Source organism: Embleya sp. NPDC050154 (assembly GCF_044460165.1).
In the GTDB taxonomy this organism is placed as follows: domain Bacteria; phylum Actinomycetota; class Actinomycetes; order Streptomycetales; family Streptomycetaceae; genus Embleya.
Window position 1 is genome coordinate 149,513 of sequence record NZ_JBITJP010000008.1, and the last position, 23,402, is coordinate 172,914.

The 23,402-nt window shown below is 71.4% G+C and carries 26 protein-coding genes; 9 read left to right on the forward strand and 17 right to left on the reverse strand.

The genetic code is table 11. The features are described from left to right. Positions 1-135: 135 nt before the first annotated feature. From ACIBSV_RS18875 to ACIBSV_RS18900, 6 genes are all read right to left on the reverse strand, one after another. Positions 136-1,392 carry a TQO small subunit DoxD gene (locus ACIBSV_RS18875; RefSeq protein ID WP_395864335.1) on the reverse strand — a complete coding sequence of 419 codons (1,257 nt, stop codon included), beginning with the start codon at positions 1,390-1,392 and terminating at the stop codon, positions 136-138. 83 nt (positions 1,393-1,475) lie between these two features. After that, positions 1,476-2,453, reverse strand: a complete 978-nt coding sequence (rlmB, locus tag ACIBSV_RS18880) for a 23S rRNA (guanosine(2251)-2'-O)-methyltransferase RlmB (protein WP_395864337.1) — start codon at positions 2,451-2,453, stop codon at positions 1,476-1,478. 142 nt (positions 2,454-2,595) lie between these two features. Next, the gene (cysS, locus tag ACIBSV_RS18885) at positions 2,596-4,005 is read right to left on the reverse strand and encodes a cysteine--tRNA ligase (protein ID WP_395864339.1); all 1,410 of its coding nucleotides are present in this window, start codon (positions 4,003-4,005) and stop codon (positions 2,596-2,598) included. 83 nt (positions 4,006-4,088) lie between these two features. Then, on the reverse strand, positions 4,089-4,562 hold the full coding sequence (ispF, locus tag ACIBSV_RS18890) for a 2-C-methyl-D-erythritol 2,4-cyclodiphosphate synthase (protein ID WP_395864341.1): 474 nt from the start codon (positions 4,560-4,562) through the stop codon (positions 4,089-4,091). Between the two features lie 19 nt (positions 4,563-4,581). After that, positions 4,582-5,346: a 2-C-methyl-D-erythritol 4-phosphate cytidylyltransferase gene (gene ispD, locus ACIBSV_RS18895; protein ID WP_395864343.1), complete on the reverse strand. Its 765-nt coding sequence runs from the start codon at positions 5,344-5,346 to the stop codon at positions 4,582-4,584. Between the two features lie 93 nt (positions 5,347-5,439). Then, entirely contained in the window at positions 5,440-5,922 is a 483-nt protein-coding gene (locus tag ACIBSV_RS18900) for a CarD family transcriptional regulator (protein ID WP_020552233.1), read from the reverse strand. 386 nt (positions 5,923-6,308) lie between these two features. On the opposite strand from ACIBSV_RS18900, the gene ACIBSV_RS18905 reads away from it, so the two are divergent. After that, positions 6,309-7,001 carry a hypothetical protein gene (locus ACIBSV_RS18905; protein WP_395864345.1) on the forward strand — a complete coding sequence of 231 codons (693 nt, stop codon included), beginning with the start codon at positions 6,309-6,311 and terminating at the stop codon, positions 6,999-7,001. A 107-nt stretch (positions 7,002-7,108) separates the two neighbouring features. Here the strand turns inward: ACIBSV_RS18905 and ACIBSV_RS18910 are convergent, their stop codons facing one another. From ACIBSV_RS18910 to mshA, 5 genes are all read right to left on the reverse strand, one after another. Then, positions 7,109-7,789: a response regulator transcription factor gene (locus ACIBSV_RS18910; RefSeq protein WP_020552235.1), complete on the reverse strand. Its 681-nt coding sequence runs from the start codon at positions 7,787-7,789 to the stop codon at positions 7,109-7,111. After that, positions 7,786-8,976, reverse strand: coding sequence for a sensor histidine kinase (locus tag ACIBSV_RS18915; protein WP_395864347.1), 1,191 nt, complete (start codon positions 8,974-8,976; stop codon positions 7,786-7,788). The genes ACIBSV_RS18910 and ACIBSV_RS18915 overlap by 4 nt, the downstream gene beginning before the upstream one ends. 353 nt (positions 8,977-9,329) lie before the next feature. Then, entirely contained in the window at positions 9,330-10,088 is a 759-nt protein-coding gene (locus ACIBSV_RS18920; protein ID WP_395864349.1) for a phosphoglyceromutase, read from the reverse strand. Positions 10,089-10,154: 66 nt separating this feature from the next. Beyond that, positions 10,155-10,673 carry a YbjN domain-containing protein gene (locus tag ACIBSV_RS18925; RefSeq protein WP_395864350.1) on the reverse strand — a complete coding sequence of 173 codons (519 nt, stop codon included), beginning with the start codon at positions 10,671-10,673 and terminating at the stop codon, positions 10,155-10,157. Between the two features lie 27 nt (positions 10,674-10,700). Further along, on the reverse strand, positions 10,701-12,020 hold the full coding sequence (gene mshA / locus ACIBSV_RS18930) for a D-inositol-3-phosphate glycosyltransferase (RefSeq protein WP_395864352.1): 1,320 nt from the start codon (positions 12,018-12,020) through the stop codon (positions 10,701-10,703). Between the two features lie 228 nt (positions 12,021-12,248). Here mshA and ACIBSV_RS18935 point away from each other — a divergent pair, with 228 nt between their 5' ends. Then, complete coding sequence (locus ACIBSV_RS18935; protein ID WP_395864354.1) at positions 12,249-13,133, forward strand: class I SAM-dependent methyltransferase; 885 nt, start codon at positions 12,249-12,251, stop codon at positions 13,131-13,133. A gap of 313 nt (positions 13,134-13,446) precedes the next feature. Next, the gene (locus tag ACIBSV_RS18940) at positions 13,447-14,829 is read left to right on the forward strand and encodes an NlpC/P60 family protein (RefSeq protein WP_395864356.1); all 1,383 of its coding nucleotides are present in this window, start codon (positions 13,447-13,449) and stop codon (positions 14,827-14,829) included. Between the two features lie 59 nt (positions 14,830-14,888). Here the strand turns inward: ACIBSV_RS18940 and ACIBSV_RS18945 are convergent, their stop codons facing one another. After that, positions 14,889-15,404 (reverse strand): O-acetyl-ADP-ribose deacetylase, encoded by a 516-nt coding sequence (locus tag ACIBSV_RS18945; protein WP_395864358.1) that lies wholly within the window; start codon positions 15,402-15,404, stop codon positions 14,889-14,891. A gap of 61 nt (positions 15,405-15,465) precedes the next feature. On the opposite strand from ACIBSV_RS18945, the gene ACIBSV_RS18950 reads away from it, so the two are divergent. The 4 genes from ACIBSV_RS18950 to ACIBSV_RS18965 all read left to right on the forward strand — a co-directional run bounded on the left by ACIBSV_RS18950 (position 15,466) and on the right by ACIBSV_RS18965 (position 19,469). Continuing rightward, complete coding sequence (locus tag ACIBSV_RS18950) at positions 15,466-15,930, forward strand: MarR family winged helix-turn-helix transcriptional regulator (RefSeq protein WP_395864360.1); 465 nt, start codon at positions 15,466-15,468, stop codon at positions 15,928-15,930. A gap of 118 nt (positions 15,931-16,048) precedes the next feature. Continuing rightward, positions 16,049-17,377, forward strand: coding sequence for a PP2C family protein-serine/threonine phosphatase (locus ACIBSV_RS18955; protein WP_395864362.1), 1,329 nt, complete (start codon positions 16,049-16,051; stop codon positions 17,375-17,377). A 44-nt stretch (positions 17,378-17,421) separates the two neighbouring features. Next, positions 17,422-19,029, forward strand: a complete 1,608-nt coding sequence (locus ACIBSV_RS18960; RefSeq protein ID WP_395864364.1) for an ATP-binding protein — start codon at positions 17,422-17,424, stop codon at positions 19,027-19,029. Beyond that, the gene (locus ACIBSV_RS18965) at positions 19,026-19,469 is read left to right on the forward strand and encodes a response regulator (RefSeq protein ID WP_395864366.1); all 444 of its coding nucleotides are present in this window, start codon (positions 19,026-19,028) and stop codon (positions 19,467-19,469) included. The genes ACIBSV_RS18960 and ACIBSV_RS18965 overlap by 4 nt, the downstream gene beginning before the upstream one ends. A gap of 43 nt (positions 19,470-19,512) precedes the next feature. On the opposite strand, the gene ACIBSV_RS18970 is transcribed toward ACIBSV_RS18965, so the two are convergent. From ACIBSV_RS18970 to ACIBSV_RS18985, 4 genes are all read right to left on the reverse strand, one after another. Next, on the reverse strand, positions 19,513-19,833 hold the full coding sequence (locus ACIBSV_RS18970) for a DUF2516 family protein (protein WP_395864717.1): 321 nt from the start codon (positions 19,831-19,833) through the stop codon (positions 19,513-19,515). A gap of 150 nt (positions 19,834-19,983) precedes the next feature. After that, entirely contained in the window at positions 19,984-20,481 is a 498-nt protein-coding gene (locus ACIBSV_RS18975) for a hypothetical protein (RefSeq protein WP_395864368.1), read from the reverse strand. Positions 20,482-20,489: 8 nt separating this feature from the next. Continuing rightward, complete coding sequence (locus tag ACIBSV_RS18980; protein ID WP_395864370.1) at positions 20,490-20,930, reverse strand: helix-turn-helix domain-containing protein; 441 nt, start codon at positions 20,928-20,930, stop codon at positions 20,490-20,492. Positions 20,931-21,025: 95 nt separating this feature from the next. Beyond that, the gene (locus ACIBSV_RS18985) at positions 21,026-21,547 is read right to left on the reverse strand and encodes an ABC transporter substrate-binding protein (protein WP_395864372.1); all 522 of its coding nucleotides are present in this window, start codon (positions 21,545-21,547) and stop codon (positions 21,026-21,028) included. Between the two features lie 82 nt (positions 21,548-21,629). On the opposite strand from ACIBSV_RS18985, the gene dtd reads away from it, so the two are divergent. Both dtd and ACIBSV_RS18995 read left to right on the forward strand, forming a co-directional pair. Then, positions 21,630-22,055, forward strand: coding sequence for a D-aminoacyl-tRNA deacylase (dtd, locus tag ACIBSV_RS18990; protein WP_395864374.1), 426 nt, complete (start codon positions 21,630-21,632; stop codon positions 22,053-22,055). Between the two features lie 145 nt (positions 22,056-22,200). Then, positions 22,201-22,389 (forward strand): hypothetical protein, encoded by a 189-nt coding sequence (locus ACIBSV_RS18995; RefSeq protein WP_395864376.1) that lies wholly within the window; start codon positions 22,201-22,203, stop codon positions 22,387-22,389. Between the two features lie 28 nt (positions 22,390-22,417). On the opposite strand, the gene ACIBSV_RS19000 is transcribed toward ACIBSV_RS18995, so the two are convergent. Continuing rightward, entirely contained in the window at positions 22,418-23,368 is a 951-nt protein-coding gene (locus tag ACIBSV_RS19000) for a YgfZ/GcvT domain-containing protein (protein ID WP_395864378.1), read from the reverse strand. Between the last annotated feature and the right edge of the window lie 34 nt (positions 23,369-23,402).

Below are 23,402 nucleotides of genomic sequence, written 5' to 3' on the forward strand. Positions count from 1 at the left end.
AATGTTCAACCCCGGCAAAAACCCCCACGGGTGGGCCCCCCCCCACCCCCCCCCGGCGGGCCCCCCCCCCCCCCGGGGGGGGGCCCCCCCCCCGGGGGGGGGGGGCCCCCCGCCACGTCGTGTGCGTCCGGCCGGTCAGCCGAGCAGGCCGCCCAGCGGCTTGCTCGCGGTGGCACCGGTCTTGGGTGCGCTGCCGGAGGAACCGGTGGTCGAGCCTGCGGCCGGCGCGGAGGGCGGCGCCGACTTCTTCTCGGCCGTGTCGGTCGGGGACGACTTGGCCGCGCCCGTCCCGGTCCTGGGAACGGCGCTCGGCGTCGGGGTGTTCGCCGCGCGCGGCGTGGTCTGCGGCAGGGTGCTCGGGCGGCCCGGTCCGGTCGCCACCGAGGGTTCGGCCACCGGCGGGCGCGGCTGGCCGGCCACCGCGCCGCCCTGCGGCCCGGCCGCCGGGACGACGGGAACGGTCGCGGCGGGCCCCTGGTCGCCGACCCGGCCGGTGTCGGACTCGTCGAGGTGCCGGTGGCCGCCGCCCAGCAACGAGCCCGCGAGCAGCGTCGCGCCGACCCCCGCGAACGCCAGCATCGAACCGTAGCCGAGCTTGCGCCGCCGGGCCCGCACGGGAGTGATGATCGGGCCGCGCCAGGTGCGCAGCGACAACCACGCGTCCGCCGAGTACATCGGCGCGCCCGCCAGGGCCAGCGGGCTGAACGCGGCCAGGAAGACCACGTAGGGCGCGTGGTAGGGCGAGGAGCCGGTGCCCACCGCGATCAGTACGCCCAGCGAGAGCAACATCCCGAGCAGGCCCGCGAGCCGGGTCCACAACCCCAGCATGACCGCGAAGCCGACCACCACCTGCCCGAACGCGAACAGCAGGCCCGCCCCGATCGCGTGATCGGCGGCCAGGTCCATCACCGACGGCGACAAACTGCCCTCGCGCAGCACACCGATCCGGTGCCCGAAGGAATCGGTCGAGCTCGGATCCAGGAAGCCCGGCGCGTAGAGCTTGCGCAGCCCCTCGACCAGGAACGCCCCGCCCAGGAACAGCCGCAGCGGCAACAACACCGTGCCGCCCTGGAGCGTGGCCCGGCGCGCGTGCGTGGGCGCCGGGGCCGAGGTGCCGTCCCGCTCGCGGCCGGCCGCGAGATCGCGACGCACGGGTGGCACCCGCCGCCGCGGTGCCTCGTCCCGGATCACCGGCAGCCGCGTGGTGGCGTCGTCCGCCGGGCCACGCGCTCCGGGCACGGGTCTGCCGCCGACCCCGGGGCCGCCGATCACCACCCGCAGGGTCTTCGTGGGGGTGGCGACCGTCGCCGGATCGCCGGGATCGCGCACTGCCGAGGGCGAGGGCAACAGCCCGACAGCACCGCCGTAGCTGCCTTCAGATCTGGTGTCCACGCATCAATAACCGCGCGAGGGCACCAGAGGATGCGGCCCTTCGCGTATTACCCGATGCGGGCCCCACGGCCCCCGGCGCGGCGTTACACTGCGCGACGCCTGGCCACCTCGTAGAGCACGATGCTCGCCGCGACGCCGGCGTTCAGCGACTCGTTGCCGCCCGCCATCGGGATCCGCACGGTGATGTCGCAGGTCTCCTGGACCAGTCGGCCCAGGCCCTTGCCCTCGGAACCGACGACCACCACGATCGGGTCGGTCGCCGCAGCCAGTTCCTCCAGCGAGATGTCGCCGTCGGCGGCGAGGCCGACCACGGTCAGGCCCGCCTTCTTGTACGCCTCCAGCGCACGGGTGAGGTTGGCCGCCCGGGCCACCGGGACCCGCGTGGCCGCGCCCGCCGAGGACTTCCAGGCGCCCGCGGTCATCCCGGCCGCGCGCCGCTCCGGCACGACCACACCGTGGCCGCCGAACGCCGCCGCGGAACGGATCACCGCGCCGAGGTTGCGCGGGTCGGTGACGCTGTCGAGCGCGACGATGATCGGCGTCTCGCCGCGGTCGTGCGCCTCGACCACGAGGTCGTCCGGGTGCGCGTACTCGTACGGCGGCATCTGGAGCACCAGACCCTGGTGGATCGCGCCGTCGGTCATCCGGTCCAGCTCGGGACGCGGGATCTCCATCAGCGGGATGCCGCGCACGTTCGCGATCTTCATCGCCTCGCGCACCCGGTCGTCGCTGTCGATGTACTGCGCGATGAACAACGACGTGGCCGGCGCGTCGGCGCGCAGCACCTCGAGCACCGAGTTGCGGCCCGCGACCAGCTCGTTCGAGCTCTTGCCGCCGCGTCCGGGACGACCGCCGGCGGCGCGTCGAGCGGCCGGCGCCGCGGCCTTGCGCTTGGCGGCGGCGTTCGCGGCGCGCTGCTTGGCGTGCCCCTTGCGCATCTCCGCGGGCGGCGTCGGCCCCTTGCCCTTGAGCGCCCGGCGGCTGTGCCCACCAGTACCGACCGAGGGCCCCTTCTTGCTTCCCTCGTTGCGCTTGTTACGGCGCTCCGTGTTGCCGGCCATGACGGGTACATCCCTTCGATTGCTTCATCATCAGCTGCGATAACAGCTCACATGCTTGTACAACCGTACGGCCGGCCCGCCACCTCGTGGCGATCCGGCCGTACGGCACGTCTTCGTCGGGCCCGGGTGGGCCCGATTCCCGTCAGTCCCGGTGCAGCGTCCACCGGGGCCCGTTGGGCGTGTCCTCCACCACTATCCCGGCCGCCGTGAGGCTGTCCCGAACCGCGTCCGCCGCGGCGTAGTCCTTGCGGGCCCGCGCCGCCTCGCGCTGCTGGAGCGCGAGTTTGACCAGGTGGTCGACCACCCCGCGCAGTTCGTCGGAGCGACCGGCGGAGGTGCCCGCCGTCCACTGCTCCGACAGCGGGTCCATGCCGAGCACGCCCAGCATCGCCCGGATGTCCGCCGCGTGCCGCACGACGGCGTCCTTGTCGCCCGCCGCCAGCGCGGTGTTGCCGTCGCGCACGGTGTTGTGCACGACCGCCATCGCCTGCGGCACACCCAGGTCGTCGTCCATCGCCGCGGCGAACACCGCCGGCACCTCCGCCGCCGGTTCGATCGCCCCGGTCTGCTCGCCCGCGCGCTCGAGGAATCCCTCTATCCGCCCGAACGACACCTCGGCCTCGCGCAGGGCCTCCTCGCTGTACTCGATCATCGACCGGTAGTGCGGGGTGGCCAGGTAGTACCGCAGGACGAGCGGCGACCAGCGCTTGAGCATCTCCGATACGAGCACGGAGTTGCCGAGCGACTTGCTCATCTTCTCACCGCTGAGGGTGACCCAGGCGTTGTGCATCCAGTAGTTGGCGAACGCGTCGCCCGCCGCCTTGGATTGGGCGATCTCGTTCTCGTGGTGCGGGAAGACCAGGTCGAGCCCGCCGCCGTGGATGTCGAACGCTGGCCCCAGGTACTTGTGCGCCATCGCGGAGCACTCCAGGTGCCAGCCCGGACGGCCGTTGCCCCACGGGGTCTCCCATGAGGGCTCGCCGGGCTTGGCCGACTTCCACAGCGCGAAGTCGCGGCGATCCCGCTTGCCCGCCGCACCCGCACCCGCGTCCTCCGCCTCGCGCATCGCGTCCGGCTTCTGACCGGACAGCGCGCCGTACGCGGGGAACGAGGACACGTCGAAGTAGACGTCGCCGCCGGATGGATAGGCGTGCCCGGTCGCGATCAGCCGGTCCATCATCGCGATCATCTCGGGGATGTGCCCGGTCGCCCGGGGCTCCACCGTCGAGGGCAGGCAGCCGAGCGCGGTGTACGCGTCCGCGAAGGCGCGCTCGTTGGTCTGCGCCACCTGCCAGTACGGAATCCCCTCCGTGCAGGACTTCGCGATGATCTTGTCGTCGATGTCGGTGACGTTGCGGCAGAACACGACGTCGTTGCCGCGGTGGGCGAACCACCGGCGCAGCACGTCGAAGTTCAGCCCCGATCGGATGTGCCCGATGTGCGGCGGCGCCTGCACGGTGGCACCACACAAGTAGATCGAGACCTGTCCCTCGACAAGCGGCACGAAGTCCCGGACCGTGCGGGTGCTGGTGTCGTACAGGCGCATGCTCACACGCGCAAGCTTAGAGCGTCGGGACGGCCCGGCGTTCCCCTGTTATTTGCCTGTTCGCGACGATCACCCGGCCGTGCCGATGATCAGCTCGACGTCGCGACCACGAGCGCGGTGGCGATCGCGGCCACCCCCTCGGCCCGCCCGGTCAGCCCGAGTCCGTCGGTGGTGGTCCCGGACACCGACACCGGCGCACCGACCGCGGCCGACAACGCGGCCTCGGCCTCGGCCCGGCGCCGGCCCACCTTCGGCCGGATCCCGATCACCTGCACCGCGACGTTGCCGATCTCGAAGCCCGCCGCGCGCACCAATCGCGCCGCCTCGGTCAACAGCGTCACTCCCGACGCCCCCGACCACTGCGGCCGGGACGTGCCGAAGTGCGCGCCCAGATCGCCGATACCGGCCGCCGAGAACAACGCGTCGCACGCGGCGTGCGCGACCACGTCGGCGTCCGAGTGCCCGGCCAGCCCGGTCTCCCCGGGCCAGTGCAGACCGGCGACCCACAACTCGCGGCCCTCCTCGAAGGCGTGTACGTCCACCCCGATCCCGGTGCGGGGCAAAACGACACGAGAGGCGTGCTCACCGGACAACGTCGGTCTCCGTACTCTCCACACCGATCGCCGCCCCTTCGGCCGCCTGTTCCGCGCGCCGCGCCAACAGCGCGCCGGCGAGCAGCAGGTCGAACGGTCGGGTCACCTTGAACGCCTCTTCGGAACCGGGCACCACCACGACCGCTCCGCCGAGGCGTTCGACCATGCCCGCGTCGTCGGTCGCGCCCTCCCCGCCGAAGCCGCCGGCCTCGGCGTGCGCGCGTGCCAGAACGGCCCGCCGAAAGCCCTGGGGGGTCTGTACGGCGCGCAAAGACGACCGGTCGACCGTGCGAACCACGGTCTCGGCGCCGTCGATCGAGGCGACCTCCTTGACCGTGTCCACCACGGGCAACGCGGGCACCACGGCGTCGGCCCCGGCGGCGACGGCGGCGATCACCGCCTCCACCACCTCGGCCGGCACGAACGGACGCGCGGCGTCGTGCACGAGCACGACGTCGTGATCGGCGGGGACCGCGTCGAGCGCGAGCCGCACCGATTCCTGGCGTGTCGCACCGCCCGCGACCACCCGTAGGGGTGATTTCGCCGGCAAATGCGCACGCAAAAGTTTCCGGACACCGGCGACACCGTCCGGCGGTGCGGCGACCACGACCGCGGTTACCCCGCGGGCGGCCAACAGCGACCGGACGGCGTGCACCAGCATCGGGATGTCCCCAAGCTCACGCAACGCCTTGGGCGCACCGGGACCAAGCCGTTCACCACGCCCTGCAGCGGGCACAAGGACCGCAGCGTTCAACGAAGTCCCCTCAAACCACCCGGGCGCCGACGCGGAATCGCGCCGACACCGCACCGGCGGATCCGTCCGTCACCGACGGGCGGATCCTACGGCTCAGGAAGCCAGAACTTCGTCGAGGATGGCCTCGGCCTTGTCCTCGTTCGTGTTCTCGGCGAGCGCCAACTCGCTCACCAAGATCTGCCGAGCCTTTGCCAGCATGCGCTTCTCGCCTGCCGACAGGCCGCGGTCACGCTCGCGGCGCCATAGATCGCGCACGACCTCCGCGACCTTGATAACGTCACCGGAGGCGAGCTTTTCCAGGTTCGCCTTGTAACGTCGTGACCAGTTCGTCGGTTCTTCGGTGTGCGGAGCGCGCAGTACCTCGAAGACGCGGTCGAGCCCTTCCTGGCCCACCACGTCCCGGACACCGACGAATTCCGCGTTGTCCGCAGGCACGCGGACGGTCAAATCACCCTGGGCGACCTTCAACACCAGATAGGTCTTGTCCACACCCTTGATCGTGCGCTGCTCGATCGCCTCGATCAGCGCGGCCCCGTGATGGGGGTAGACCACGGTGTCGCCAACCTTGAACGTCATGTGACAGGTACCCCTTCCGTGGCTTTCTAGGGTAACACGGGACACGCCCCTACTGAATGACGTTTCCGCAGGTCAGGGCCTTAGTCGGGGCTTGACAACCGACCTCCGGCCGTGCTGGGACAGGGAACCCCACACCCGCAGGACTCGAACAAATAGGACAAACAACTCCTCCGGGTGGCGAGCCGAGCGCTCTCGCGCGACCCATATGTCACACGGGCCCCACCCATGTCGGTCCCGTGTTCGAGATCATTCCGCCGCCTCGACCGGGCCGAAGCCGGCTGTCGGCGCGGTGAGCCGCGTACAAGTCGTCCGTCCGGGCTGAGTACGCTGTCCCCGGTCGTCCTGACCGGTCCTCGATCCAAGATCTTCAAGGAGATGCCGCCGCCGTGAGCCGCAGCCTTCGACGCGGCGCCCTCGCCGCCACCGTCGCCGTCGTCCTTCCCCTGGCCGCGGGCTGCGCCAGTGGCAACGACGCCGAGACCAACAAGATCAAGCCCGACACGGCCAACACGGCGTTCGGCGCGCTCAAGATCCAGAACGTGCAGTTGGTGACGAGCGACCCGGGCAAGGACCTGGTCGCGCTCGGTGGCGCGTTGTTCAACGAGGGCACCACGCCCGAGACCATCACCAAGGTGACGGTCGACGGCGCCGGCCAGGCCCTGGGCGGCCCGCTGACCATCCCGGCGGGCGGCTCGCTGTACCTGGTCGACCGCCCGCAGGGAATGGCCGCGGAGAGCCCGCAGGGCAAGACCTACCTCGGCCCGCTGGTCTTCCCGAACGCGGCGAAGGTGCAGGCCGGTTCGTGGCGCAAGGTGACCTTCGCGTTCGGCACCGCCGGCGAGACCTCGCTGGACGTCTCGGTGCACGGGCCGTCCGGCTACTTCGCACAGCTCAAGCCGACCCCGGCGTTCACCCCGCCGCCGCCGGCTCCGCCGGCCGCGCCGCCCACCACCGCGGCACCCACCAACTCCGCGGGCGCGACCTCGCCGCCCGCGACGGGCGCGACCGGTGCTGCGACCACCACCAACGCGGCGAACTCGACGCCGCGCAACAGCTCGTCGGCCCCGGCCGGCGGCTGACGACCTCGCGCGCACCTACGACGGCGCCCGCGCCGCCCCCGGAGTTCCGGTGGGCGGCGCGGGCGCCGTCGTCGCGCTGGGGGGCGGTTGCCGGCGCCCCGGGCCGATCAGGGCTCGAACTTGTAGCCGAGACCGCGCACGGTGACCAGGTAGCGCGGGGCGCCCGGGTCCGGCTCGATCTTGGCGCGCAGCCGCTTCACGTGCACGTCGAGCGTCTTGGTGTCGCCGACGTAGCCGACGCCCCACACCCGGTCGATGAGCTGCATCCGGGTCAGCACCCGGCCCGCGTTGCGCAGCAGCACCTCGAGCAGGTCGAACTCCTTGAGCGGGAGGTCGATCCGCCGGCCCTCCACGGTGACCCGGTGCGCCTCGACGTCCAGCCGTACCGGCCCGGCCTCGATCGCCCGGGGCTCGTCCGTGGGTTCACCGCCCTGGCGCCGCAGCACGGCGCGGATCCGGGCGATCAGCTCGCGCGTGGAGTACGGCTTCGTGACGTAGTCGTCGGCGCCGATCTCCAACCCGACGACCTTGTCCACCTCACTGTCCTTGGCCGTCACCATGATGACCGGCACGTTGGACTTGGCCCTGAGCCCGCGGAACACCTCCGTGCCGGGCAGCCCGGGCAGCATCAGGTCGAGCAGCACCAGGTCGGCGCCGCCCTGGTCGAACAGCTCCAGGGCCTCGGGTCCGGTGGCGGCGACGGCCACCTCGAAGCCTTCCTTGCGAAGCATGTACGACAGCGCGTCGCTGAAGGACTCTTCATCTTCGACGACGAGCACACGGGTCATCGTGAAGCCTCCATGGATGGGGTCGACGATGTCATCGACATCGATTGAGAGGTACTGGACTTGAAGGGCAGCACCAGGGTGAAGGTGGATCCCACACCCTCCAGGCTGCGCACGGTTACCTCTCCCCCGTGGCCCGCCGCGATGTGCTTGACGATGGACAGGCCCAAGCCGGTACCGCCGGTGGCCCGCGAACGGGCCGGATCGACGCGGTAGAACCGCTCGAAAATTCGATCCAGGTCGCGCTGGGGGATGCCCAACCCCTGGTCGGAAACGGTGATGACGGCCATCCGTGCCTCGGCTCTGACCTCGATGTCGACCCTCGTCCTCGCGGGAGAGTAGTTGACCGCGTTCTCGACGAGGTTGCCCAGCGCCATCACCAGTTGATTGTGGTCCCCGGGCACGATCAGGTCACGGTCGCCGCCGATCTCCAGGGTGATCTGCTTCGACTCGGCGGCCTGCCGGCAACGGTCGGCGGCCTCGGCCACCAGTTCGTCCAGCGGCACCGGGCCGACGTGGTGCAGCGGGTGGTCGTTCTGCACCCGGGACAGGTCGATCAGCTCCTGCACCAGGTTGGTCAGCCGGGCCGACTCGATCTGCATGCGACCCGCGAAGCGGATGATCGCCTCGGGGTCGTCACTGGCGTCCATCACCGCCTCGGCCAGCAGCGACAGCGCGCCGACCGGGGTCTTGAGCTCGTGGCTCACGTTGGCCACGAAGTCGCGGCGCACCGCGTCCACCCGGCGGGCCTCGGTACGGTCCTCGACCAGCAGCAGCACCAGCCGGGAGCCCAGCGGCGCGACCCGGGCGGACACCTCGAACTCGTGCGCCTCGCCGTCGGCGCGGGCCAGCAGCAGGTCCCGCTGCCTTATCTCGCCGTCGCGTCTGGTCTCCCTGGCCATCGCGAGCAGGTCCTCGGGCACCAATTGGTCGCCTCGGACCAAGCCGAACTTGTAGGCCGCCGAGCTGGCCTTCACGACGGTGTCGAACTCGTCCAGGACCACCGCCGAGGAGCGCAGCACGGACAACACCGTGGCCACTCCGGGCGGCAGCGACGGGGCCACGGCGGGCGCCGCGGCCGTGCCCCTGCCCTGGGCTCGCTCACTCCAGCGGAAAGCCAGGGTGCCGGCCACGCCCACGGCCAATCCGGATACGGCGGCCAAAGCGGCAGCAGCAACGTTCACGTCCACATGTTCCAGGGTAGAGCTGCTCCGAACGGGTGAAACCGTCCAGAGGGTCCATCGTGCAGATCTTCATGTGTCGTTCATCCGTGCGCCACGCCTGTCACCGGTGATCGTTCGGAGGTCGTCATGCCCGACCCGCAGACCCCACCACAACCTCAGGCCCCCACGCCGGGCTGCAACTGCCCGTCGAGTTGCGGCTGTGGCTGTAAGTCCGGTTCCGCGTGCAATTGCGGGGGCGGCTGCGGCCGCTGAGCCGGCACTCGGGCCGCCGAGCCCGGCCCGTGCGGGGCGCCCCACCCCTTCCGTGACAGGTGGGCGCCCCGCGCGGAGCCGATCGATGGTTCACCCGATGTTCGTGATCACTTGCGGCCCTGGTTCTTGACCGCCTCGATCGCGGCCGCGGCGGCCTCCGGGTCGAGGTAGCGCCCACCCGGCGTGATCGGGCGCAGGTTCGCGTCCAGCTCGTACAGCAGCGGGATGCCGGTGGGGATGTTCAGGCCCGCGATGTCCGCGTCCGAGATGCCGTCCAGGTGCTTGACCAGCGCGCGCAGCGAGTTGCCGTGCGCGGCGACCAGCACGGTGTCGCCGCCGAGCAGGTCCGGCACGATCGCGTCGTACCAGTACGGGAGCATGCGCTCGACGACGTCCTTGAGGCACTCGGTGCGCGGGCGGATCTCCACCGGCAGCGACGCGTACCGACGGTCGGCGAACTGCGAGTACTCGTCGTCGTCCGCGAGCGGAGGCGGCGGGGTGTCGTAGGAACGGCGCCAGAGCATGAACTGCTCCTCGCCGAACTCCTCCAGGGTCTGCTTCTTGTCCTTGCCCTGGAGCGCGCCGTAGTGCCGCTCGTTCAGTCGCCAGGAGCGGCGGACGGGCAGCCAGTTAAGGTCGGCCACGTCCAGCGCGAGCTGCGCGGTGCGGATCGCGCGGCGCTGGAGCGAGGTGTGCAGGACGTCCGGCAGCACACCCGCGTCGAGCAGCAGTTGCCCGCCGCGCGCGGCCTCCTTCTCACCCTTGTCGGTCAGGTCGACGTCGACCCAGCCGGTGAAAAGTCCGGCTTCGTTCCACTTGCTTTCGCCGTGTCGCAGAAGGATCAGTTTGTAGAGAGCATCAGCCATGGGCAGGAGCCTAATCGAGGCGATCGGGCGCCCGGGCACGGGCTTTTCCGGGGCGCCGGGCAGGGCCTAGCCGCGGTTCTCCGGAGCCGCGAAGCGGGCGAAGGCCTCCAGGTTCTTCAGGGATTCGCCGCGTTCGACGCGCCAGTCCCATTCGCGGCGGATCGAGGTGGCGAAGCCGATCTCCAAAAGCGTGTTGAAGCTCTCGTCGGCGGCCTGGAGCACGGCGCCCAGGATGCGGTCGACCTCGTCGGTGGTGACCGCCGCGATCGGCAGCCGGCCGTTGAGATAGACGTCGCCCGATGTGTCCACGGCGAACGCCACGCCGTACATCCGCACGTTGCGCTCGAGCAGCCAACGGTAGAAGGCCGCGTGGTTCTCGTCCGCGTGCCGGATCACGAACGCGCTCACCGCCAGGGTGTGCGCGTTGACCGTGAGCGCGACGGCCGTCTTGAGCTTGCGCGTGCCCGGCAGGACCGCGACGAACGTGTTCGTCCCGGACTGCTCCCACTCGACGCCGGCGTCCTTCAGGGCCGCGCGGACGGTCTCCGCGGCCCGATCCTGTTGTGCTCCCACGGGCCACTCCATTCGATTCGGCGTGCGAACGTCTCGACGCTACTGCCCGCCCACGACCCGGCCACGCGGGGCCGCGCTGCGGGCCAGCGTGTCGGCGTAGACCTCGGCCATCGACGCCGCCGCCGAGGACCAGCCGAACGCCGCCGCGTGCCGCACCGCGCCCTCGGCATAGTCCTCGCGCAGCCCGGGCGCGCGGATCAGGTCGCGCAGGGCCAGGCCGTAGTCCACCGGGTTGTGGCCTCGGACCAGGGTGCCGGAGACGCCGTCGCGCACCGCGGTGGGCAGGCCGCCGACCGACGCCGCGACCACCGGGGTCCCGCAGGCCTGGGCCTCGATGGCCACCAGGCCGAAGGACTCGTTGTAGGAGGGCACCACCGCGACGGTGGCCGCGCGATACCAGTCGGCCAGCACGTCCTGGCGGACCGGCCGCTGGAACCGGACCACGTCGTGGATGCCCAGCGTCGCGGCCAGCTTGTGCAGGTGCTCCGGCGCCGCCATGCCGTTGCCGCTGGGCCCGCCGACCACCGCGACCACGAGCGAGTCGCGCAGGCTCGGATCGGCCTGAAGCAGGTGGGCGATCGCGTACAACAACACGTCGGGGGCCTTCAGCGGCTGGATCCGACCGGCGAACAGGATCACCGTGGCGTCCGTCGGCACGCCCAGCCGGCGGCGCGCGTCGGCCATGTCGCCGGGGCAGAAGGTCTCCAGATCCACGCCGGGGTTGACCACCGCGACCTGGTCGGGGTCCGCGTCGTAGAGGTCGATCAACTGGTCCGCCTCCTCGACCGTGTTGGCGACCAGCCGATCGGCGGCCTCGACCACCTGGGACTCGCCGATCACCCGGGCCCGGGGTTCGGGCGCGTCGCCACCCGCCAGCGAGGCGTTCTTGACCTTGGCCATCGTGTGCATGGTGTGCACCAGCGGCACACCCCAGCGCTCCTTGGCCAGCCAGCCGACCTGACCGGAGAGCCAGTAGTGCGAGTGCACGAGGTCGTAGTGCCCTGGCTCGCGCATCGCCTCGGTGCGCAGCACCCCCGAGGTGAACGCGCACAACTGGGCCGGCAGGTCCTCCTTGGACAGGCCCTCGTACGGCCCGGCGGTGACGTGCCGCACCAGGACTCCCGGGGCCATCTCGACGACCGGCGGCAGGTCCCGGCCGGTGGCACGGGTGAATATCTCCACCTCGATGCCGAGCGCGGCCAGCCGCTTGCTGAGTTCGACGATGTAGACGTTCATGCCACCGGCGTCGCCGGTGCCGGGTTGGTGCAGCGGGGAGGTGTGAACGCTCAGCGTCGCGATTCGACGAGGTGCCCCCCGGCGCGCTCCCAATGTGATCGCGCGCTGGACGTGGTGGCTCACTCGTTGACCTCCCAGGCCGGCCCCGTGTCATGTTGTCCGGTGTACAGAGCTACCACGTGTACACAGAGCTACTAGTTGTACAGAGCTACTACCGATGCGTGGGCCGCCCGTCCGTGGTTCTCGGCCCAACTCAAGACCCAACCCATCGTGGTGGGAGGAGATTCCCCGGCGGAGTGTGATCCGGACCGCTCGCGGGGGCGCGTGGAGGTGTTCCCTTACGCTGCGAGCATGGGCACGCGCGGCAACTCGGGGTTCGGCACCCCGGGAGCGGGGACGAGGGCCGCGGCCCGGTCGCGGCCCAGTGGGGTGATCACCCGGGGCACCACCAACGCGAACCGGTTGCGCCGGGTGGACCGGTGGCTGATCGACGCACACGTGCGGCTGCTGCGCGGCGCGGCCGATCCGCTGGTGGTCGACGTCGGCTACGGCGCGTCGCCGGTGACCACCGTCGAGCTGTTCCGGCGGTTGCGCACGGTCCGTCCCGACGTCGCGGTGGTCGGCTTCGAGATCGATCCGGAGCGGGTGGCCGCGGCGCTCCCGTACGCCCGGGACGCGCTGACCTTCGCCCGGGGCGGCTTCGAGGTGCCGCTGCCGGCGGGCCGCTCGGCGACCGCGATCCGGGCGTTCAACGTGCTTCGGCAGTACGACGAGGACGCGGTGCCGGCGGCCTGGGCTCGGATGTGCGCCCGCCTGGCCCCGAACGGGGTGCTCGTGGAGGGCACGTGCGACGAGTTGGGCCGGCGCGCGGTGTGGCTGGGCATCGGGGCCGACGCGCGACCTCGCACGGTGACCTTCGCCGCCCGGTTGGCCGGCCTCGAGCGCCCGTCCGAGCTGGCCGAGCGGCTGCCCAAGGCGCTGATCCACCGCAACGTGCCGGGCGAACCGGTGCACACCTTCCTGACCGCGTTCGACCGGGCCTGGGACCTGCACGCGCCGCTGGCCGCCTTCGGTGCCCGGCAGCGCTGGCTCGCGGCGACCGCGACGCTGGCCCGGGACTGGCCGGTGTGCGACCGGCCGGCGCGCCGGCGGCAGGGCGAGTTGACCGTGGCGTGGTCGGCGGTGGCCCCACGCGGGTCGGCCGCGTCGGCCGGCCGGAGCGACGGAATTCGGTGACTCGTGTCCGACGGAATTCGGTGACTCGTGTCCGATCCGGAACGGCACATGAAATCTTGAACACACCACGTTCACTTGACCGTGGTCGGACCCGGCGTGTCGTCCGCAAATGGATACATTCGCCCGTTCCGATAAGTGGACGATCGTGAATTCTCCTCTGCCCATCGCCGCCGGAACATGCAAGGATCCGACGCTGAACCGGCCTTTGGGAACTGCCGTCCCGGAAGCACCGGTTCCGTTTCGAATCGACGTCGCCTGCCGGCATCGACACACCCGTCGCAGGAGAGCATTCGAGTTCCGAAAGGGCGAAAGCATGGTGAAACTCGGGGGCCGAAAAGGTCTGCGAACCCGGGCTGTGACCACCTGCGGCGCGGCGCTGTTGTGCGCGGCCCTGTTCGGCGGCAACGCGTGGGCGGACCCGGGCGTACCGCCCGTGCCGCCGGCCGGTACCGCGATCACGTCGGTGCAGGATCTGCTGGCCGCGCAGGCCCGGGTGCAGGAGCTGTACCGCCAGGCCGAGCAGGCCACCGAGCGGTTCAACGCCACCACCGAGCAACTGGCCCGCACCCAGGTCAAGGTCAACGACGTGAACGCGGGCGTGGTGTGGGCCCGGCAGAACGTCGAGAAGGCCCGCGACGACCTCGGCCGGCTGGCCCGCTTGCAGTACACCACCCGCGGCCTGGACCCGCTGCTCACCCTGATGCTGACCTCGGACCCGCAGGGCTTCCTGCGCGACGCGCCGGCGTACGAGCACATCTCGCAGACGCAGTTGGACACCATCAACCGGGCCAAGCAGGCCGAACTCCAGCTCACCGCGATGCAGAAGAGCGCGGACACCCAGCTCGCCGAGAGCCGTCGGCTGGAGCAGGAGGCGGCCGGCAGCCGGACCGACATCCAGACCCGGATCGCCGAGGCCGAGAAGATACTGGCCGGCCTCACCCCCGAGCAGCTCACCGAACTGGCCCGGATGGAGGCGCTGTCCGCGGAGGCCGGCCAGGCCCAGTTGAACACGCTGATCGGCAAGCCGGACCAGCAGACCACGCCCAAGGCCGCGTTGGCCATCGCGTTCGCGATCGACAAGATCGGCAAGCCCTACATCTGGGGCGGCGTGGGCCCGGACGGCTACGACTGCTCCGGTCTGACCTCGAAGGCGTGGGCGTTCGCGGGAGTGCCGATCCGCCGCACCTCGCAGGAGCAGTGGGCGTCGCTGCCGCGCGTGCCGCTCGCCGACATGCGCCCGGGCGACCTGATCGTCTACTTCTCCGACGCGAGCCACATCGCCATGTACCTGGGCAACGGCAAGATGGTGCACGCGCCCCGACCGGGCCGCACGATCACCGTGGCGAACGCCGGCTCGATGCCGATCCTCGGCGTGGTGCGTCCCGACGCCGGCGCCGGCACGGTGAACGCCCCGGCCATCCCGCACGTCCCGGCTCCGCCGACCACGCCCACGCCGCCGCCGGTCACGCCGCCGGTGACGACACCCCCGGTCACGCCGCCGGTCACGACGCCTCCGGTGACTCCACCGGTGACCACCCCGCCGGTGACCACCCCGCCGCCGAGCACCGAACCGCCGACGACGCCGCCGCCGAGCTCGCAGCCGCCCACGTCGGCGCCGCCGTCGACCGGGGCGCCGAGCAACTCCACATCGGGCAGCCCGTCCGGGAAGATCTCGGCCGTCCCGAGCGGCGGCTGAGCATCTCGACAACGCGTGTGGGTCGGGCCTCGCGGTCCGACCCACAGCCGTGTCCGGGTCTACAGCGCGGCGACCGCCTGCTCGAACGCGACGTAGGCGCGCGCCTCGAACAGCACGAAGCGCACCTCCTCGAGCGCGGACGGCGTCGCGTGCACGGTCTCGACCGCGATCCGCGCCGCGTCGTCCATCGGCCAGCCGTAGATGCCCGCGGAGATCGCCGGGAACGCCGCCGACGTCGCGCCGAGGTCGTCCGCCACCCGCAACGCCTCGCGGTAGCAGGACGCCAGCAACGCGGACCGGTCGTCGGTGTGGCTGTACACCGGCCCCACCGTGTGCACGACCCATCGCGCCGGCAGGCGCCCCGCGGTGGTGGCCACCGCGGCGCCGGTCTCCAGGCCCTTTCCGAGCTTTGCCGCGCGCAGCGCCCGGCACTCGGCCAGGATCTCCGGACCACCCCTGCGGTGGATCGCGCCGTCGACACCGCCACCGCCCATCAGGGACGAGTTCGCCGCGTTGACGATCGCGTCCACGTGTTGTTCGGTGATGTCGCCGCGAACAAGCGTTATCCGTGTCATGCGCCCAGCCTGCCGGCCCCCGACGTGGCGCTCCCGCTGCCTCAGCCGGCACAGTGGCCGAATGTCCGTGGCCCGAGGAGAAGGGGACCTACCCGCGGAACTGCTCGATCGTGTGGACGCACTGTGCGAGTGGCTGGCCGCGGTACGCACCCACGCACACGGCGATCTGGGCGGCCGGGTGTCGCCGTCCCAGTTGCGGGCCCTGCTCGTGATCGCCGGTGACGACGGCATCAATCTGAACATGCTGGCCGCCCGGTTGCGGGCCATCCCGTCCTCGGCGAGCCGCTTGTGCGACCGTCTGGAGGACGCCGGCCTGCTGGTGCGCGGGCTGAGCCCGACCGACCGCCGGGAGGTGGTGCTGCGGCTGGCGCCCGACGGGGTCAGGTTCGTGGAGGAACTGCGATCGGCTCGACGACAGGCCCTGGCCAAGGTCTTGATACATCTGGAGGCGGACGAGTTGGACTCGCTCGTGCGATCCCTCGCGGTACTGCGCGACGCGGCGCAACGAGCCACCGACCCGACCTAGCTTCGGCCGAACCCGCGCGCCGTCCGGTTACCCGCTCACACCCCGCCGCGCTATCGTCCTTTTTCGATTGCCGTACGACAACGATTCGTGCGGCGACATCAATCCCGGAGGTGGTGGCGTGCGCCCCGCGTACGGCGGCGACGGCAAAGCGGTCGAACGGACCGACTACCGCGCGGTACCGATGCCCGCCCCCGCGGCATCGGCCCCGGTCGCCCACGCCGCGCACCCGCTGCGCGTCCTGCTCATCGAGGACGACGCGGGCGACGCCTTCCTGGTGGAGGAGTTGCTCGCCGACTCCCCGGACCCGATGGAGATCGTCTGGGCCCGGTCGATGGCCGAGGCCATGGTCAAGCTCGGCGAGGACATCGGCTGCGTCCTGCTGGACCTGGGACTGCCCGACGCCGAGGGGTTGAACGGGCTGCACCGGCTGCTGCTGTTCGCGCCGCGGACCGCGGTGATCGTGCTCACCGGCCTGTCCGACGCGCACCGCGGTTCCGCCGCGGTCGCCGCCGGCGCCCAGGACTACCTGGTCAAGCAGGAGATCGACGGCTCGTTGTTGTCCCGGGCCATCCGCTACGCCCTGGAGCGCAAGCGGGCCGACGAGTCGCAGCGCCGGCTGGTGGAGTCGGAGCTGCGCGCGCAGGAGAACGCGCGCCTGGAACGCGGCCTGCTGCCCGCGCCGATCCTGCGCGACCCGACGCTGGACTTCCGCGCGCGCTATCGCCCCGGTCGCCAGCGGGCGCTGCTGGGCGGGGACCTGTACGACGCGGTGCAGACCGCCGACGGGCGCGTGCACGTGATGATCGGCGACGTCTGCGGACACGGGCCGGACGAGGCCGCGCTCGGGGTCAACCTGCGGATCGCCTGGCGCTCGCTGATCTTCGCCGGGCTCACCGGCGGCGAATTGCTCACCACGCTGGAACGAATCTTCGAACACGAGCGACGCTCGGACGAGATGTTCGCCACGTTGTGCATGACCATCATCGAGCCCGATCGTCGACGCGGCCAGGTATACCTCGCGGGCCATCCGGCGCCGCTGCTGCTCACGCCCAAGGGCGTCGCACCGCTGTCCGAGGGCGCGACCGGCCCGGCGCTGGGCCTGTTCCCGGACGGCCGCTGGGGCCACGAGTCGATGGAGCTGGGCACGGACTGGTCGCTCCTGCTCTACACCGACGGACTGATCGAGGGCCGGATCGGTCCGGGCCCGGAACGACTGGGGACCGAGGGACTGTTGCCCCTGATCGGGCAGCTCCTCGCGGCCGGACGCTCCGGTTACGACCTGATCGATTCCGCCGTGGCCGCGGTGGAAGACCTGCACGGGGGCAGTCTCAACGACGACGTGGCGGTATTGCTGCTGCGGCACGACCCCGATCGCCCGTTGCACGGCGTGCAGGGGGGACATCCGGTGCTGCCGGGCCAGACGACGGGCGAGGACGACACGGCGTGACTCAGGAGCGGACGCGGGAGCGGGAGCGGCGGGGCGGACCCCGCATGCGCCAGGTCGTCGGGCTGGGCCTGGGCCTGCTCGCGCTGGTGATCGTGATCTCCGCGGTGGTCGGTGCGCTGGCGATATCGCGCCTGAACGACTCGCGGCACACCGTCCTGGACCGCCTGGAACCGGCCGCCAACGCCGCTCTGCGGCTGGAGAACGCGCTGATCGACCAGGAGACCGGCGTGCGCGGCTGGATCATCGGCGGCGACCCGAGCCTGCGCGAGCCGTACACGCAGGGCCGGGCCGAGGAGAACCGGGCCTACGCGGACCTGGAGCGGCTGTTGCCGAAGTCGGACGAGGGTGACCGGCTGCGCGCCGACCTCGCCGAGGTCGGCACGCGGGCGCGGGCGTGGCGCACGGGCTACGCGGAACCGGCGCTCGCCGACCGGGCGGCCACCATTGGCGGCCTGCTGCCCGACCAGGGCAAGCGACTGTTCGACGCGGTGCGCGCGGCGACGGCCGCCCAGCAGGCCGACCTCGGCGACGAGCGGGCTCGGGCGCGGGAGGAACTCTCCCGCGACGCCACCACGCTGACCGCGACGCTGATCGCGGTGGCCGCGCTGTTCACCGGGCTGGTGCTGCTGGTCGCGCTGGTGTTCCGCCGGATGGTCACCCGCCCGCTGGAGCATCTCGGCGAGCAGGTCCGCAAGGTCACCGAGGGCCGTTACAACCAGGTGCTGACCGGCCGGGGGCCGGCCGAGATCACCGCTCTCGCCTACGACGTGAGCTCGATGCGCGACCGGATCGTGGAGGAGCTGCACAGCACCGAGGCGGCCCGGGCGCTGATCGACGAGCAGGCCGAGGATCTGCGCCGCTCGAACGCCGAGTTGGAGCAGTTCGCCTACGTCGCCTCGCACGACCTCCAGGAGCCGCTGCGCAAGGTGGCCAGCTTCTGCCAACTCCTGGAGAAGCGGTACAAGGGCCAACTGGACGAGCGCGCCGACCAGTACATCGCGTTCGCGGTGGACGGCGCCAAGCGCATGCAGACGCTGATCAACGACCTGCTCGCGTTCTCCCGGGTGGGCCGCTTGGACACCGAGCGCGGTGATGTGGACCTGCGCGAGTGCCTGGACCACGCGCTGCACGCGCTGGCCGCCGCACGCGAGGAGAGCGGCGCGAGCATCACCGCCGACCCGCTGCCCACGGTGCCGGGCGACGGGCTGCTGCTGGGTCAACTGGTGCAGAACCTGGTCGGCAACGCGATCAAGTTCCACGCCGAGGAGGTGCCGCGCGTGCACCTGGGCGCCCGCTGGGACGGCGAGCAGTGGGAGTTCTCCTGTGTCGACAACGGCATCGGGATCGAGCCGCAGTACGCGGACCGGATCTTCGTGATCTTCCAGCGGCTGCATCCGAAGGACGCCTACGGCGGCACCGGCATCGGGCTGGCCATGTGCAAGAAGATCGTGGAATACCACGGCGGCCGGATCTGGCTGGATGCCGAGGGCACCGGCGGCACCACGATCCGCTGGACCCTGCCGGGACCGCCGCCGGCCACGCTGCCGGAGCCGCGCGAATCCGAGCCGGAACCGGAGCGGCCGGAACCGAACACCCGCGAGCCGCAGTCCCAGGGACCGGCCGACGAAGCGGTACGAGGGAGCAACGCATGACCCACCCCATCGAGGGAGCCATCGAGGTCCTGTTGGTCGAGGACGACCCGGGCGACGTGTTGATGACGCGCGAGGCGTTCGAGGACAACAAGGTGCGCAACTCGCTGCACGTGGTCAGCGACGGCGTCGAGGCGGTGGCGTTCCTGCGCCGCGAGGGCGAGTTCGCCGACGCGCCGCGCCCGGACCTGATCCTGTTGGACCTCAACCTGCCGCGTAAGGACGGCCGGGAGGTGCTGGAGGAGATCAAGGCGGACGAGGACCTGCGCCGGATCCCGGTGGTCGTGCTGACCACGTCCGAGGCCGAGGAGGACGTGCTGCGCAGCTACCACCTGCACGCGAACGCCTATGTCACCAAGCCGGTGGACTTCGAGCAGTTCATCAGCGTCGTGCGGCACATCGACGAGTTCTTCGTCTCGGTGGTCAAGCTGCCCACGCGCTGAGCTCGGCCCGGCCGGTCGGGCACCGCGGGTCGGGCCCGGCGGTTCACCAGGGGCCGTACGGCCCCATGTTGCGACCGCCGCCTCGACCGCCGGCGACCTCCTTGAGCGCGGGCCGCACGTCGACGAGGTAGACGATCGCCGCGACCAGGCCCGCGAGCATCAGGATCAGACCCAGGCCGATCGGCAGCACGTCGACCACGACCGCGACACCGAGCACGATCAGCCAGAAGGACTTCTTCTTCTTGTCCGCCGCGCGGTAGGCGTCCTCGCGCCGGAAGGCGGCGTCGAACAGGCAGAACACCTTGAGCAGCAGGATGCCGAGGAACAGCCAGGTCAGCACCTGGTCGAACTTGGCCGTCAGCAGACCATCGGCCATGGCCAGTTCCATCGATCCTCCTCTGCGCGGCCGCCGTGTGCCGCCACGTGGTGCGGGGATTCCAGTCTGGCATGCCCGATGCCGCCTCGGCGGTTGCCGAGGCGGCATCGGGTGCGCCGGTGTGCGTGGGACCGAGGGTCAGGCCTTGGTGCCGGCGGTCGGCTTGGAGCCCGAGTCGCCGACCTTGCCGGCCGCCTGCTCGACGGCGTCGGCCGCCGCGTCGGCGGCCTTGGCGGCGGCGGTCGCCGCGGACTTCGCCTGCGCCTTGGCGTTCGCCGCACCACGCCGCGCCGCGGTCGTGGTGGCCTTGGCCTTGCTCTCGGTGGTGCTCACGGCCGCCTTGGCCCGCTTGGTGCTCTCCTGCCGGTCGACCCGCTTGACCAGCTTCTCGCCGCGCGCGGCGAGGTCCTCGTAGAGCTCCTTGGCCTTGTCCACCTGGGACTTGGCGAAGGTCTGGGTGCGGTCGGGCAGCGTCTGCAGACGCTCGCGCAGCACCTTGGGGTCGGTGGTGACCTCGACCCGGAAGCGCTCGGGCAACTCGCGCAGCTTCTCCACCACCAGGTCGCCGGCACCGGCGACGGCGTACAGCGGGGTGGTGTCGGTCAGGGTCTTCTTCAGTTCCGTGGCGATTGCCATGGTGTTCCTCACTCTTCGGGATCGAGGTTCTCGGTTGCGGCCCGGCCGGCCCTGCCGTTCTCGGTTCCGTCGGTGGCGCCCCGTTCGTCCCGCACGGCGCCGTCCTGCGCGTTCTCCTTGCGGAATGCCTCGTAGATCTCGATGAGGACCCGCTTCTGGCGGTCGTTGATCGTCGGATCCGCCATGATCGCGGTGCGCACCTCACGGTCACCCTCCTCGCGCTCGTCGAGGATGCCCGCCTGCACGTAGAGCGTTTCCGCCGAGATGCGGAGCGCCTTGGCGATCTGTTGCAGGATCTCCGCGCTCGGCCGCCGCAAACCGCGCTCGATCTGGCTCAGATAGGGGTTCGAGACCCCGGCCGCCTCGGCGAGTTGCCGAAGCGAATATTGCGCGTTGCGGCGTTGCTCCCGGATGTACTCACCCAGCGAGCCGACGTTCAGACCTGCCATGACTCCAGCATGCACAGATCGTGCTTGCTATTGCAAGCACCCTGCTAGCAACCGCATGCGGAGTCGATCGTGCCGCTTGTTCGGACCCGACGTGGTCATCGGCCCGACAGCAGGTCCTCCACCTTCGCCTCGCCCTCGCGGTAGCGGCGGGTGATCTCGGCTGCGCAGTCGTCGGCGGTGCGCTGGAGGCGGTGCCGGCGCGAGGACACCTCCTGCTCGTGGGCGCCGAGCTTGTCCAGCGCCTCGCCCAGTTCCGCGTCGGTGTGCGCGGCCAGGTCGGACAGGCCCACGTCGGCCAGCAGTTGCTCGATCCAACTCCGGTAGCGGTCGGTGCGCGGCGGCTGGACGTTGACGTGCCGCGCGCCCCGGGTGGGCGGTCTGGACTCGGACAGGATCTCGGGCAGCCGGCCCACCACCGGCGATTCGGGTTCGGCACCGTCCTGGCCGGACCGCCGGGCCAGTTCGGCGCGCAGGATGTCGATCCGCCCTTGCAGCAGTCTCCGCAGGTAGGACAGATCGTTCTCCTCGCGCTGGGCGTCACGCATGAGCTCGCGAACCCGACTCAGCGTGAGTGCGCGGATGGCCTCCGGGGCCACTCCGTCGGGAAGATCCACCATGAGACGCATCGTGTCATGTCGGGCAGACCGCCGCGTGCCACATGGCTCGGAATCGGTCCGGACGGGTGTGCAGAATGGGCCCATGCGTGCCGTCCTGCAGGTCGTGACCGAAGCATCCGTGACCGTCGAAGGGGAGGTCGTCGGCTCGATCGTGGGCCCCGGACTGTGCGTCCTGGTCGGCGTGACGCACACCGACACTCCCGAGATCGCCCGCCGACTGGCCGCGAAGTTGTGGAGCCTGCGCGTCCTGGACGGCGAGAAGTCCTGCTCGGACCTGTCCGCGCCGCTGCTGGTGATCAGCCAGTTCACCCTGTACGGCGATGCCCGCAAGGGTCGTCGACCGACCTGGAACGAGGCCGCGCCGGGCCCGGTCGCCGAACCCCTGGTGGCCGAGGTCGTCGCGGCACTGCGCGCGCTGGGCGCGCAGGTGGCCACCGGCGTGTTCGGCGCCGACATGAAGGTCGCGCTCGTCAACGACGGCCCGATGACCCTCGTCGTGGACATGTGACCGGCGCACGCGACCCCCACGACCCCCGCCGGTGAGCCGGACGCGCGCCCCGGCGATTCTCGTTCCCGGGGGTTCTCCCCATGTTCGCGGGCCCCGCGGGGAAGCAGAATGGGCGTCGGGTACACCGACCGAAAGGGGTTGGACCATGTCGCACCGCGGGCCGTACATCGCGGCCGGGATCGTCGTCGCCATCATCGCGCTGATCGTGTTGCCGTCGTGGATCGCCTGGACCGTCGTGGCGGTCGCGATCGGCCTGCCGGTCGTCGCCTACTTCACCCTGGACCGCTCGCAGCGGCGGCGCCTGCACCGCATCCGCCGCCGCGAGATCCGCTAGCCGAAGGGCCCGCCCGGGCCGACGAGGACTACGCGGGGACCACGATCTCCTGAGTGGCCGGCACGCCGCCGGCCAGGAGTTCCGCGTCCACCGCGGTGTTGCGCTTGATCAGCGCCAGCGCGATCGGGCCGAGTTCGTGGTGGCGCACCGCGCTGGTGACGAAGCCGACCTGCCGGCCCGCGAGTTCGACCGGCGCGCCGTGCGCGGGCAGCGCCTCCGGCGTGCCGTCCAGGTGCAGGAAGACCAGCCGGCGCGGCGGGCGGCCCAGGTTGTGCACGCGCGCGACGGTCTCCTGGCCCCGGTAGCAGCCCTTGTCCAGGTGCACGGCGGTGTCGATCAGACCCAGCTCGTGCACGATCGTGCGGTGATCGGTCTCCTGGCCCAGCCGGGGCCGGTACGCGGCGATCCGCAGCGCCTCGTACGCCCACATGCCGGCCGGGTGCGCGTGCTCGCGGCCGTACCGCTCCAGGCGCTCGCGCGGCAGGAACAGTTCGCGGCCGTGATCCGTGGCGCGCACCAGCACCTCCTCGGGCGTGTCGCCGGGGTCGCCCGCCTCGTGCACGATCGCGAAGTCGGCGGACACGTCCGCGACCTCGACCCGCAACATGAAGCGCATCCGGTCCAGGAACTCGACCAGCGCGGGCGCCTCGCCGGGCTCCAGGTGGGCCCAGAACGCCTCGCCGTCGTCCACCCCGTACAGCGCGTGCTCGATGTGCCCGTGCGGGCTCAGCACGAGGGTCAGCGTCGCCTCGTGCGGCTTCAGGTCGGTCAGGTGTTGCGTGGTCAGCGAGTGCAGCCAGCTCAGCCGATCCGGACCGCTCACCTTGATCACGTCGTGGTGGGAGAGGTCGACGAAGCCCTCGCCCGCCTCCAGCCGACGTTGTTCGCGCAGGGGATCGCCGTAGTGCGCGGCGACGCCGGCGTCGGGGGCTTCCGCCGCGACCGCGCCGGGCAGGGACAACAAGGGGCTCGTGGGCATGTCCCCACAGTACGAGACCGGTGCGGCCCAGTGC

Coding starts and splice junctions, on each gene's coding strand:
- rlmB (WP_395864337.1), bottom strand. CDS start 2,453: ATGGCCGGCAACACGGAGCGCCGTAACAAGCGCAACGAGGGAAGCAAG.
- ACIBSV_RS18900 (WP_020552233.1), bottom strand. CDS start 5,922: ATGACGTTCAAGGTTGGCGACACCGTGGTCTACCCCCATCACGGGGCC.
- ACIBSV_RS18910 (WP_020552235.1), bottom strand. CDS start 7,789: ATGACCCGTGTGCTCGTCGTCGAAGATGAAGAGTCCTTCAGCGACGCG.
- ACIBSV_RS18920 (WP_395864349.1), bottom strand. CDS start 10,088: ATGGCTGATGCTCTCTACAAACTGATCCTTCTGCGACACGGCGAAAGC.
- ACIBSV_RS18925 (WP_395864350.1), bottom strand. CDS start 10,673: ATGGAGTGGCCCGTGGGAGCACAACAGGATCGGGCCGCGGAGACCGTC.
- ACIBSV_RS18935 (WP_395864354.1), top strand. CDS start 12,249: ATGGGCACGCGCGGCAACTCGGGGTTCGGCACCCCGGGAGCGGGGACG.
- ACIBSV_RS18940 (WP_395864356.1), top strand. CDS start 13,447: ATGGTGAAACTCGGGGGCCGAAAAGGTCTGCGAACCCGGGCTGTGACC.
- ACIBSV_RS18945 (WP_395864358.1), bottom strand. CDS start 15,404: ATGACACGGATAACGCTTGTTCGCGGCGACATCACCGAACAACACGTG.
- ACIBSV_RS18950 (WP_395864360.1), top strand. CDS start 15,466: ATGTCCGTGGCCCGAGGAGAAGGGGACCTACCCGCGGAACTGCTCGAT.
- ACIBSV_RS18960 (WP_395864364.1), top strand. CDS start 17,422: ATGCGCCAGGTCGTCGGGCTGGGCCTGGGCCTGCTCGCGCTGGTGATC.
- ACIBSV_RS18965 (WP_395864366.1), top strand. CDS start 19,026: ATGACCCACCCCATCGAGGGAGCCATCGAGGTCCTGTTGGTCGAGGAC.
- ACIBSV_RS18975 (WP_395864368.1), bottom strand. CDS start 20,481: ATGGCAATCGCCACGGAACTGAAGAAGACCCTGACCGACACCACCCCG.
- ACIBSV_RS18980 (WP_395864370.1), bottom strand. CDS start 20,930: ATGGCAGGTCTGAACGTCGGCTCGCTGGGTGAGTACATCCGGGAGCAA.
- ACIBSV_RS18985 (WP_395864372.1), bottom strand. CDS start 21,547: ATGGTGGATCTTCCCGACGGAGTGGCCCCGGAGGCCATCCGCGCACTC.
- dtd (WP_395864374.1), top strand. CDS start 21,630: ATGCGTGCCGTCCTGCAGGTCGTGACCGAAGCATCCGTGACCGTCGAA.
- ACIBSV_RS18995 (WP_395864376.1), top strand. CDS start 22,201: ATGTCGCACCGCGGGCCGTACATCGCGGCCGGGATCGTCGTCGCCATC.
- ACIBSV_RS19000 (WP_395864378.1), bottom strand. CDS start 23,368: ATGCCCACGAGCCCCTTGTTGTCCCTGCCCGGCGCGGTCGCGGCGGAA.